13 protein-coding genes are annotated in these 10,136 nt (G+C 57.8%); 4 read left to right on the forward strand and 9 right to left on the reverse strand.

Translation table 11 applies throughout. The annotated features are described in order from the left end of the window. Positions 1-439: glycosyltransferase family 2 protein (locus tag Q7T06_RS03680; protein WP_304780332.1), on the reverse strand; the 439-nt coding region annotated here is incomplete at its 3' end. A 187-nt stretch (positions 440-626) separates the two neighbouring features. On the opposite strand from Q7T06_RS03680, the gene Q7T06_RS03685 reads away from it, so the two are divergent. Both Q7T06_RS03685 and Q7T06_RS03690 read left to right on the forward strand, forming a co-directional pair. After that, entirely contained in the window at positions 627-1,238 is a 612-nt protein-coding gene (locus tag Q7T06_RS03685; protein ID WP_304780335.1) for a glycosyltransferase family 39 protein, read from the forward strand. Beyond that, on the forward strand, positions 1,235-2,224 hold the full coding sequence (locus tag Q7T06_RS03690) for a hypothetical protein (protein WP_304780338.1): 990 nt from the start codon (positions 1,235-1,237) through the stop codon (positions 2,222-2,224). Before Q7T06_RS03685 ends, Q7T06_RS03690 begins: the two co-directional genes overlap by 4 nt. Before the next feature lie 49 nt (positions 2,225-2,273). Here the strand turns inward: Q7T06_RS03690 and pdxH are convergent, their stop codons facing one another. Then, positions 2,274-2,909 carry a pyridoxamine 5'-phosphate oxidase gene (pdxH, locus tag Q7T06_RS03695; RefSeq protein ID WP_304780341.1) on the reverse strand — a complete coding sequence of 212 codons (636 nt, stop codon included), beginning with the start codon at positions 2,907-2,909 and terminating at the stop codon, positions 2,274-2,276. Between the two features lie 235 nt (positions 2,910-3,144). On the opposite strand from pdxH, the gene tcdA reads away from it, so the two are divergent. Further along, positions 3,145-4,005 (forward strand): tRNA cyclic N6-threonylcarbamoyladenosine(37) synthase TcdA, encoded by an 861-nt coding sequence (tcdA, locus tag Q7T06_RS03700; RefSeq protein ID WP_304780344.1) that lies wholly within the window; start codon positions 3,145-3,147, stop codon positions 4,003-4,005. An 8-nt stretch (positions 4,006-4,013) separates the two neighbouring features. Here the strand turns inward: tcdA and msrA are convergent, their stop codons facing one another. Further along, positions 4,014-4,553: a peptide-methionine (S)-S-oxide reductase MsrA gene (gene msrA / locus Q7T06_RS03705; protein ID WP_304780351.1), complete on the reverse strand. Its 540-nt coding sequence runs from the start codon at positions 4,551-4,553 to the stop codon at positions 4,014-4,016. A gap of 126 nt (positions 4,554-4,679) precedes the next feature. Beyond that, positions 4,680-5,318: an AMP-binding protein gene (locus Q7T06_RS03710; RefSeq protein ID WP_304780355.1), complete on the reverse strand. Its 639-nt coding sequence runs from the start codon at positions 5,316-5,318 to the stop codon at positions 4,680-4,682. 112 nt (positions 5,319-5,430) lie between these two features. Here Q7T06_RS03710 and Q7T06_RS03715 point away from each other — a divergent pair, with 112 nt between their 5' ends. Continuing rightward, positions 5,431-5,931 (forward strand): flavin reductase family protein, encoded by a 501-nt coding sequence (locus Q7T06_RS03715; RefSeq protein ID WP_304780361.1) that lies wholly within the window; start codon positions 5,431-5,433, stop codon positions 5,929-5,931. A gap of 34 nt (positions 5,932-5,965) precedes the next feature. Here the strand turns inward: Q7T06_RS03715 and Q7T06_RS03720 are convergent, their stop codons facing one another. From Q7T06_RS03720 to Q7T06_RS03740, 5 genes are all read right to left on the reverse strand, one after another. Next, the gene (locus tag Q7T06_RS03720; protein ID WP_304780367.1) at positions 5,966-6,985 is read right to left on the reverse strand and encodes an L-threonylcarbamoyladenylate synthase; all 1,020 of its coding nucleotides are present in this window, start codon (positions 6,983-6,985) and stop codon (positions 5,966-5,968) included. A gap of 17 nt (positions 6,986-7,002) precedes the next feature. Next, positions 7,003-8,202: a 5-(carboxyamino)imidazole ribonucleotide synthase gene (locus tag Q7T06_RS03725; RefSeq protein WP_304780372.1), complete on the reverse strand. Its 1,200-nt coding sequence runs from the start codon at positions 8,200-8,202 to the stop codon at positions 7,003-7,005. Beyond that, entirely contained in the window at positions 8,199-8,690 is a 492-nt protein-coding gene (purE, locus tag Q7T06_RS03730; protein ID WP_304780377.1) for a 5-(carboxyamino)imidazole ribonucleotide mutase, read from the reverse strand. Before purE ends, Q7T06_RS03725 begins: the two co-directional genes overlap by 4 nt. 1 nt (position 8,691) lies before the next feature. Beyond that, positions 8,692-9,588: a phosphoribosylaminoimidazolesuccinocarboxamide synthase gene (locus tag Q7T06_RS03735; protein WP_304780381.1), complete on the reverse strand. Its 897-nt coding sequence runs from the start codon at positions 9,586-9,588 to the stop codon at positions 8,692-8,694. A 68-nt stretch (positions 9,589-9,656) separates the two neighbouring features. Continuing rightward, the coding region (locus Q7T06_RS03740) for a class II fructose-bisphosphate aldolase (RefSeq protein WP_304780385.1) at positions 9,657-10,136 on the reverse strand (480 nt) is incomplete at its 5' end.

Below are 10,136 nucleotides of genomic sequence, written 5' to 3' on the forward strand. Positions count from 1 at the left end.
TACCCCAGCGCTTGAGGCGCGATTCGTTACTGCGGTCGCTGATGACGCCGTACACCATGTCTATCCCGCTCAACCACAGCCGCACCATTTCCGGCAACAGTTCAAGCGGATGCTGGTAGTCGCCATCGAGCAGGATCACTGCGTCGCCCCTGGCTGCATCTATGCCGGCCGACAAGGCCGCTTCCTTGCCGAAGTTGCGCGAAAAGCTGATGTAGCGCAAACCCGCATCTGCCAGCAGCGGCGCCATCACTTCATCCGTATTGTCCTTGCTGCCATCGTTGACAACGATGATTTCATAACGCGGCGCAAAGGTGGCGAGGGTAATGCGCAAATCCTGCAAAAATGCAGCCAGGTGCGCGGCCTCGTTGTAAGCCGGAATCACGCAGGAAATCAAGGCATCGGCCGGACGATGTTTCGGCAATGCGGTCAATGTCACCATGAAGACAACCTTTCTGGAGCGGATTGCAGGGCCGGGCAGAACTCTGCGAAAATCGAAAATATGGGCATGCTTGCGGGGTAAAAAGTTCGCGTAGCTTATTAGGCAACGATTATAATTCACCGCCACTGTATGCGATTGCCAAACTGGAATTGTTTCCCATTCGACGTACACAACCTACCTTTTACCGATGATGCCAACTCAGCCACTGCAGTCTGTTTCTTCGTCCAGCAAGTTCACGCGACTGTTTTCACCCAGCGCAGACAATATCGCGCCGCTGGTGATCCTGCTGCTCTTGCTGCATCTGGTTCTGTGGAGTGTCTTCACCGGCATCAGCCATCGCGCTCCCGACTGGGACAATATGGAAGAGCTGGTCTGGGCCAGCGGGCTGGAATGGGGTTATTACAAGCACCCGCCGCTGCCTTCGTGGATCCTGTACGGCCTGGTCGCCATCTTCGGCCGTCCGGTCTGGTTGACTTTCTTCACCGGCCAGCTCAGTGTGATTCTATCGCTGTGGCTGGTGTGGAAGCTCGGCTGCGAAATGACGACGCAACGCCGGGCACTGATCGCCACCCTGCTGGTATCGCTGGTAGCCTACTTCACCGTGCGCGGCGTGATGAACAATCACAACACGATGCAACTGTGGTCCGTAGCTGGCGCAATCTGGATGTTCCATCGCGCCACCCGTACCGACAGCATGCGCGCGTGGGCCATGCTCGGCGTATTTTGCGCGTGTGCGTTCCTGACCAAATACAGTGCGCTGATCCAGTTCACCGCTTTTTTTTTCTGTACCTGCTGTTGACCGGCCACCTGCGCCGCGCACAGACATGGAAAGGCATCGCACTGGCGACCGCGATCCTGGTAGCGATGGCGACGCCGCATCTGCTGTGGCTCAAGCAGCAGGCAGCCGGGCCTATCGCCTATGCCGGCAGCGAGATGGTGCCGCAAGCAACTTACTGGCTGGAGCTGCAGGAATTATTCAGCTTCGCGCTGACCAATCTGGGCCGCATAGCCGTGCTGATACTGGCGCTGCTGGTCATCGCCGTATGGGCAGCACGCCAGTACAAATTGACGCCGAAGTCGGCGCGCCCACCGAAAATCGCCAGCCAGCTGGCCGCCTCCGATCGCTACTTCATCCTGTTTATAGGACTGGCACCGCTGGCGCTGACGATGCTCGTTGCAGGCGCGATGAAAATCCCGCTGGCCGCGCATTGGGCGACCACCTTCTTCATCCTGTTCGGCTTTTTCTCGTTCTGGTTCTTGCGTAGCGCCGACGATACCGCCTTGCTGCGCAAGACAGTGATCGTGGTCGTGATCCTGCAGGTGCTGGGTGCGGCAGGCTACGGCCTGGCACGCGGACCGCTGGCAGACAAATCCGGCCGCCCCAGCCGCGCCACCTTCCCGGGAGCTGAAGTGTCGCGCCAGGTGCATGCCACGTGGCAGGCGCAGATGCAAACGCCGCTGACGCTGGTGGCATCCGATACCTGGCTGGGCGGCAATATCGCCACCCATATCGGGCCTCAGGTGCAGGTCTTGATCGATGGTGATTTCGGCAAGTCGCCGTGGGTCAATGAAGAAAAAGCAGAAAAATGCGGGATGCTGGTCGCGATCAACCGCAGCAAGGTCAATCCGGACCAGATCGATAATGAAGTCATTGCCTTGATGGCGCAAACCACACAGCACGGCACGCTGGAAATCCCGTGGACCAAAAAGGCAGGCGGGCCACAAGTCGTCGTCGAGTGGGGCATCATTCCTCCGCGCGCAGACTGCAAGGCCACCGCGCAGTAATATCGATGCGGTTTCCGTCAGCGCAAACGGCTGACGGAAACCACATGCTTCAGGGTTGCAGGCGTTGCCGCTGCCACTGTCCGTCTTTATCCCGCGTATAGGCAATGCGATCGTGCAGGCGCGATCTGCGGCCTTGCCAGAATTCAATGTACTCCGGCTTCAGGCGATAGCCGCCCCATTGTTCTGGCCGTGGCGTCTGCTCGCCATATTGCTGTTCGACTCGTGCATATTGCGCTTCCAGCGCATCGCGATCCGCGATCGGTGTGCTTTGTGCCGAGGCGATGGCACCGAGGCGACTCTTGAGCGGACGACTTTGAAAATACTGTTCGCTTTCTTCCGCAGAAACACGCTCGACCAAGCCTTCTATGCGCACTTCGCGTTCCAGTGCGACCCAGTGAAACAACAGCGCGGCATAAGGATTCTGTGCCAGTTCCACGCCTTTGCGGCTGCCGTAGTTGGTAAACCAGGTAAAGCCGCGCTGATCGAAATCCTTGATCAACAGGATGCGCGAAGACGGGCGACCATTTTCACCCACCGTGGAAACACCCATCGCATTAGCCTCGGGTACTTCTGCGCGCAAGGCTTCGTGAAACCATTTGGAAAACTGCGCGACAGGATCGGGATCGGTATCGGTCTCCGACAAATCAGCTTGCGTGTAATCGGTACGGATATGTGCAATCGACATGGATTTCTTCCTTTAAGTATTGATGCTGCGGCGCGCGCAGGGCATAGCCGCCTCACCGCTATTTTCACAGACTAACGGACTCGAAACATTGTTCGTTTGATCCATCTCAAGCATTGCCGAGAATACCGCAAATCATTTGGCCTGGCACAGCAGCCCGATCCCGCTGATCCACTCTTTTGCGTAAAAGAAGCAAGCACCGGGCTGCTTTGGCCCTGGCGTCCGTTAAAATGACGGCATGACTGCACCTACTGCTCCCGCCACACCGTCCGCCCTGCCCGATATCGATTTCGACCGTCGCTTCGGCGGCATCGCCCGCCTGTACGGCAATGCCGCGCTGGCGCGCTTTCGCGCCGCCCATGTCTGCGTCATCGGCGTCGGCGGCGTCGGTTCCTGGGTCGTCGAAGCCCTGGCGCGCAGTGCGATCGGCCACATCACGATGATAGATCTGGACAACCTCGCGGAATCGAATATCAACCGCCAGATCCACGCCTTGACCGATACTCTGGGCCAGGCCAAGGTAACCGCGCTGGCGCAACGCATCGCGCAGATCAATCCCTACTGCGTCGTGACGGAAATCGAGGATTTCCTCACGGCCGACAATCTGGATGAAATGATAGGTGCGCGCCACTACGACTACATCATCGACGCAATCGACAATGTGCGCGCCAAGACTGCATTGATCGCCTATTGCCGCAAGCATCAATTGAAACTGGTCACGATAGGCGGCGCTGGTGGCCAGGTCGACCCGACCAAAATCGCGATCCTCGACTTGTGCCGCACCGAACAGGAACCCTTGCTGGCCAAGGTGCGCAAGCGCTTGCGGGCCGAACATGGTTTCCCGCGCGGGACCAGGAACAAGTTCGGCATAGATGCGGTATTTTCTACCGAGCCGCTGCGCTTGCCGGAGAGTGAAGAGGCATGTGCAGTCGATGGCGATGAGCAGGCCGGCGTCACCGGACTCAACTGTGCCGGCTTCGGTTCGGCAATGGTGGTGACAGCATCCTTCGGGCTGGTGGCAGCAGCGCATGTATTGCGCAAGCTGGCGGCGGAAGCCGATGCTGATTCAGCAGCGCCTAACCCTGCCGAATCCGTTTAAGCATCCGATCACGTCATCTCTGACTTGATCCTGTCCCTAAAGGTTTGCCGGAACTTCGAAACCTTGGGGGCAACGATGAAGGCGCAGTAGCCTTGCAGCGGATTCTGGCGGAAATAATTCTGGTGATAGCTTTCAGCCTTGTAATAAGTTACAGCCGGGCTGAGTTCAGTCACGATGGGCGCGTCCCAGACATTCGCCATTTCTGAAATGACCTGTTTGGCGGTCTCCTGCTGTTGCGGCGTATGGTAGTAGATGACAGAGCGGTATTGCGTGCCGACGTCGTTGCCCTGGCGGTTCAGCGTAGTCGGATCATGGATAGTGAAAAACACTTCGAGGATTTCGCGGAAACTGACGACGGCAGGATCAAAGCTCAGGCGCACCACTTCTGCATGGCCTGTCGTGCCTTCGCAGATTTGCTCGTAACTGGGGTTGGCGACCTGGCCGCCGGTGTAACCGGATTCGACTGCAGTGATGCCTGCCATTTGTTGAAACACCGCTTCGGTGCACCAAAAACATCCGCCGCCCAGTGTTGCGATTTCCGTTGTCATCCGCTTGCTCCATTAATGTATGGCATGACTTTAGCGCAAAGCGTGAACCGTGCATAGAAAGCGCAACGCAAGTAGCTCCGCAACAACACCTTACTGTTGCATCAAGCCCGGTCTGTGCAATCCAGCTCAGCGGAAAACGATAGTCCCGCCCGCAACCAGCACTGGCAAGACTTGCGGTGCAAAAATATCGGCATCAAACAGCGCTTCTGCAATCCTGAATTCACGCGCTGCATCGGGTGCGACATCAATCTCAGCATGGTCCATCAACTGTTGCAGGTTTTTCTCGGCTGCTACGCACGTCCCGTCTGCTGCAAGCGTCAGCGCCAGCAGGCTGGGCTGCTGCAAGTCTTCGCTCACTGCCGGCGTATGGTGACAGCGGGTCGCGATCAACGACGACAGGTTCACGATGAGCGGCGCTGCAGGCGGCACTTCGAATATCGTTTCATCATCGTGCAGCAACAGCACTGCCGGAATTTTCTGCAGGATGGCGATGCTCTGCTGATGCAGCGGCGCATGTTCGAGCGGCAGCAGCTTTGCGCCACAGCGCGCAATGGCAATGTAAAGCATCAGCGCATCCTGATGCCCCTGACCCCAATACACGACTGTGTCGCCCGGCTGGACGTGCCACTCTGCCTTCAGGCGCGCCGTTGCACGCTCTATGCGCGACCAGAATTTTCTATACGTGACAACGCGGCGGCTCGAGCGCGAGGCAATCGCATTGGGCTGTGTCGCAACGTGGTCGCGCAGGATATTGAAAAGATTCATGTGCAAGGTTCTCCGTAGCCAGATTCTACGGAAGAAAGCCGGCCAGTAACGCAGCGTTTCGCCATGAGAACTGGATTTTTCGGCATAATGAATGAAATTTCACGGATCATCGATGTCTATTCCTTCTTCGCACAACGCAGCGCCCGCATTTGATACGCGTCATTTTCGCGATGCGCTATCCCAGTTCGCAACCGGCGTCACTGTCATCACGACGCGCTTGCAGGACGACAGCTTTCTCGGCTTGACTGCCAGCTCTTTCAATTCCGTTTCGCTCAGCCCGCCTTTGGTCTTGTGGAGTCTGGCCCAGAGCGCCAGCAGCCTGCCTATTTTCACCGGCAATACGCACTATGTGATTAATATCCTGGCAGCCGATCAGGCTGAGTTGGCGCTGCAGTTTGCGCGACCGAGCAAGAACCGTTTTGAGGGAGTGGAATTTACGCTGTCGCCGACCGGCTTGCCGATACTGAAGGGCGTCGCGGCATGGTTTGAATGCCATAACCGCAGCCGCTATCCGGAAGGCGATCACGTCATTTTTGTCGGTGAAGTTGAGTGCTGCGATGTGTCACCGAGAGAACCTTTGGTGTTCCATGGCGGTCGCTTCCTGTCTGAATAAATGCAGTGCACGGTGCGCTGAACCGCAGCGCACATCAATCCTGCAACAAGCGCGACAATATCCCTGCTGAGTCATGCGCCGCACGGCGCAATCTATCGTTGACGCCACTCCATGCATCGTCAATCGGAGGTGCCTGCACCACGATGACATCTGCATGTACCTGATCCATCGCACGCAAGGCCGCGTACAAATCGTGCGCATAAGCCGCCGGCGTTGCCGGCAAGGATACGCTGGCAGCAACGGCCGCAAAACCTTCTGCAGCATGCTGCATCAGCGCCACGCGTCTGCCACGCGCCTGCAGTTTCTGCAGCACTGCACGCAGCTGTGCGCCATCGACCAGGGCCACTGGCGTATGCGGTGCGTAATGCGACTCCAGCGTGCCGGAAGCGCGTGGTGCGCCTTGATCGGGTAATGCCGGCCAGACACCGAGGACAGCGGCGATCTGTGCCGCGCTGATATGCCCGGGACGCAGCAACACTGGATGGCCGCGCGACAGGTCTATGATCGTCGACTCAATCCCGACCTCGCTTTGTCCGCCCTCGAGTATGCAATTCAGTAAACCATTTTTATCTTCGGAAAATTCATCCCGCACGTGTTGCGCCGTGGTTGGACTGACGTGACCAAACTTGTTGGCCGATGGCGCAGCGATGCCGCCTTTGCCATGCTTGAAGGCACGCAACAATGCTTGCGCAACCGGATGCGACGGGCAACGCAAACCTATCGAATCCTGGCCGCCGGAAACCGTATCGGGTATGTGTGCAGCGCGTTTGAAAATGATGGTCAGCGGACCCGGCCAAAATGCGGCGATCAGCTTGCGGGCAGCGGGCGATACATCCTGCGCCCAGTAGGCAAGGTCGGCTTCCGGCGCCAGATGCACGATGACCGGATGATTCGAAGGCCGGCCCTTGGCTAGATAGATTTTTGCGACGGCAACCGGATTCTCGGCATCCGCACCGAGGCCGTACACGGTCTCCGTGGGAAAGGCGACCAGCTCGCCGCGCTCCAGGCGGCGTGCGGCATCGTCGATTGCTGGCAAATCCAGTGATTCAGGCATCGCTGGCTTTTAAACGCTCAAGGCGCGATGCCGAGAATTGCACAGGCTTTGTGCAGATTGGCTTGCGCTTCTTCCAGCGTGGCTGCGACAAAGGTAATGTGGCCCATCTTGCGTGCACGGCGCGCAGTATCCTTGCCATACAGATGCAGGTTCGCACCGGGCAAGGCCAGCACCTGGTCCCATGCCGGTTCGCGCGCTTCATCCGAAGCACCTTCAAACCAGATGTCGCCCAAAATATTCAGCATCGCAGCAGGCGAATGCTGGCGCACATCGCCCAAGGGCAGACGCGCCATCGCCCGCGCCTGTTGCGCAAACTGGCTGGTGACGCAGGCATCGATGGTGTAATGGCCGCTGTTGTGCGGACGCGGCGCCATTTCATTGACGACCAGCGAGCCATCGGTGAGGACAAAGAATTCTATGCACAACACGCCTACATAACCGAGCTGCTCGATCACGGCCAGCGTTGCCGCCTGCGCCTTCTCGGCAGATGCCTTGCTGATGTGCGGGCCCGGCACGGTAGTGGCAAACAGGATGCCGTCCCTGTGCACGTTTTCTGCAATCGGATAGACGACTGCCTTGCCGTCGGCGCCGCGTGCAGCCAACACGGAAATTTCATAGGCCAGCGGCAGCATCTTTTCCAGCACGCAGGCAACGCCATTCATGCCGGCATAGGCAGAGTGCAATTCTGCACGCGTCTTGACGCGGACCTGGCCCTTGCCGTCATAACCCATGCGCACGGTTTTCAATATGCCGGGCAATAAATCATCCGGCACGGCATCGACATCGGCGGCACAAGTGATCTCTTTATGCGAAGCGGGAAAGACACCCGAAGTCGTCGCGCATTCAATGAAGAAACGCTTCTCTTCCATCCGGTCCTGCGCGATCGACACGCATGCAGCCGATGGCGCAACGAAGGTGCGCTCGGCCAGGAATGCGAGGCTCTTCGCCGATACGTTTTCAAATTCAGTCGTCACTGCAACACATTGCTCGGCCAGCTTCACCAGGGCAGCCGCATCGGTATAGTCGGCGCTGTGCAGCTGATCGGCCGCATGGCTGGCAGGGCAATCGAGCGCCGGCTCCAGTACCGCAACCTTGAAGCCCATCTGTTGCGCAGCATGCGCAAACATGCGTCCCAGCTGGCCGCCACCCATCACGCCCAGCCAGGTGCCAGGTGATGCGGAAGGATTCAATGGGGTAGAGTAATTCGTCAGGCTCATGTGGGCAATTTCATTTCTACGGCGATTTGCGTTTGTCTGGCGCGGAATTGTTCCAGGCTCGCAGCCAGTTTGTCGTCGGTGGTGGCAAGGATGGCGATCGCGGCCAGCGCGGCATTTGCGGCGCCCGCTTCGCCGATGGCAAAGGTCGAGACCGGTATGCCCTTCGGCATTTGCACGCTCGACAGCAGCGAATCTTCGCCACGCAGGTATTTGGATGGCACTGGTACACCGAGGATAGGCACGATGGTTTTTGCTGCCAGCATGCCTGGCAGATGCGCGGCACCGCCGGCACCGGCGATGATCGCGCGCAAGCCGCGCGATCGTGCCGACTCCGCATAGGCAAACATCTGGTCCGGCATGCGGTGCGCTGAAATGACTTGCGCTTCATGTGCAATGCCGAACTCCTTCAGGATCAGGACCGCGTGCTGCATCACATCCCAATCGGATGAAGAACCCATCACCACGCCTACCAACGGTTTCGTCGTCATGTCAGCCTTTCAAGTCTTCGCCAGTCAAACGGGTCAATGCTTCGCGGTATTTCGCGCCGGTTTTTTCTATCACCTCGGCTGGCAAGGTCGGTGCAGGCGCCGTCTTGTTCCATTCGGTCAGCGTTTCCAGATAGTCGCGCACGAATTGCTTGTCGAACGACGGTGGCGAAATACCGGTCGCATAAGAATCGGCCGGCCAGAAGCGTGACGAATCGGCAGTCAGCACTTCATCCATCAAATGCAGTGTGCCATCCTTGTCGAGACCGAATTCAAACTTGGTGTCGGCGATGATGATGCCGCGCGTGGCGGCGTAATCGGCGGCTGTCTTGTACAGCTTGATGCTGATGTCGCGTATCTTGTTGGCCAGTTCCTTGCCGATACGCTGTTCCATGTCGGCGTAGGTGATGTTCTCGTCATGCTCGCCCAGATCGGCTTTGGCGGCTGGCGTAAAAATTGGTTCAGCCAGTTTTTCCGCCTGCTTCAAGCCGGCCGGCAATTGCACACCGCAGACTGCGCCGGTTTTCTTGTAATCATTCCAGCCGGAGCCGATCAGGTAACCGCGCACCACCGCTTCGACCAAAATCGGCTGCAGGCGCTTGGCGACGACAGCGCGGTTCTTGACCTGCGACACTTCGTCTGCGGCCACTACCGATTCAGGTGCGATACCGGTCAAATGATTCGGCACGATGTCTTTCAGTTTTTCAAACCAGAAATCGGACATCTGATTCAGTACCTGTCCCTTGTCTGGAATCGGCTGGTTCATCACGACGTCGAATGCAGACAGTCGATCGCTGGTGACAATCAAAATCTTGTCGTCGCCGACTGCATAGTTTTCGCGAACCTTGCCGCGGCCGAGTAAAGGCAATGAAGTGATAGTGGACTGATACAGACTGGTCATGACGTTTCCATAAATCTGAAACGGCGATTACTGGAATCGCCGATACATGGTTGCACTGCTGAATAGGTTTATTGAACGATTTGCGACAACTCGCCCTTTTGGTACTTCTCTGCGATTTTTTCCAGCGACAGCGGCTTGATCTTCGCGGCCTGACCTTCGCAACCGAAGGCGAGGAAGCGCGCCTTGCAGACTTGCTTGGCAGCTTCCTTGGCCGGCTTCAGGTAATCGCGCGGATCAAATTTGCCTGGGTTCTCGATCAGGTAACGACGGATCGCACCTGTCATCGCCAGACGGATATCGGTATCGATATTGATCTTGCGCACGCCGTTCCTGATGCCTTCCTGGATTTCTTCTACCGGCACGCCGTAGGTTTCCTTCATGTCGCCGCCGAACTCGCGGATTTCCGCCAGCAATTCCTGCGGCACTGATGAAGAACCGTGCATCACCAGATGCGTGTTCGGGATGCGGATGTGAATTTCGCGTATGCGTTCGATCGCGAGGATATCGCCGGTGGGCTTCTTCGTGAACTTGTAGGCGCCATGCGAAGT

Origin of the sequence: Herminiimonas sp. (assembly GCF_030645555.1) — a bacterium.
Taxonomy (GTDB): domain Bacteria; phylum Pseudomonadota; class Gammaproteobacteria; order Burkholderiales; family Burkholderiaceae_D; genus Oxalicibacterium.

Coding starts and splice junctions, on each gene's coding strand:
- msrA (WP_304780351.1), bottom strand. CDS start 4,553: ATGACAACGGAAATCGCAACACTGGGCGGCGGATGTTTTTGGTGCACC.
- pdxH (WP_304780341.1), bottom strand. CDS start 2,909: ATGTCGATTGCACATATCCGTACCGATTACACGCAAGCTGATTTGTCG.
- Q7T06_RS03685 (WP_304780335.1), top strand. CDS start 627: ATGATGCCAACTCAGCCACTGCAGTCTGTTTCTTCGTCCAGCAAGTTC.
- tcdA (WP_304780344.1), top strand. CDS start 3,145: ATGACTGCACCTACTGCTCCCGCCACACCGTCCGCCCTGCCCGATATC.
- Q7T06_RS03720 (WP_304780367.1), bottom strand. CDS start 6,985: ATGCCTGAATCACTGGATTTGCCAGCAATCGACGATGCCGCACGCCGC.
- Q7T06_RS03735 (WP_304780381.1), bottom strand. CDS start 9,588: ATGACCAGTCTGTATCAGTCCACTATCACTTCATTGCCTTTACTCGGC.
- purE (WP_304780377.1), bottom strand. CDS start 8,690: ATGACGACGAAACCGTTGGTAGGCGTGGTGATGGGTTCTTCATCCGAT.
- Q7T06_RS03725 (WP_304780372.1), bottom strand. CDS start 8,202: ATGAGCCTGACGAATTACTCTACCCCATTGAATCCTTCCGCATCACCT.
- Q7T06_RS03715 (WP_304780361.1), top strand. CDS start 5,431: ATGTCTATTCCTTCTTCGCACAACGCAGCGCCCGCATTTGATACGCGT.
- Q7T06_RS03710 (WP_304780355.1), bottom strand. CDS start 5,318: ATGAATCTTTTCAATATCCTGCGCGACCACGTTGCGACACAGCCCAAT.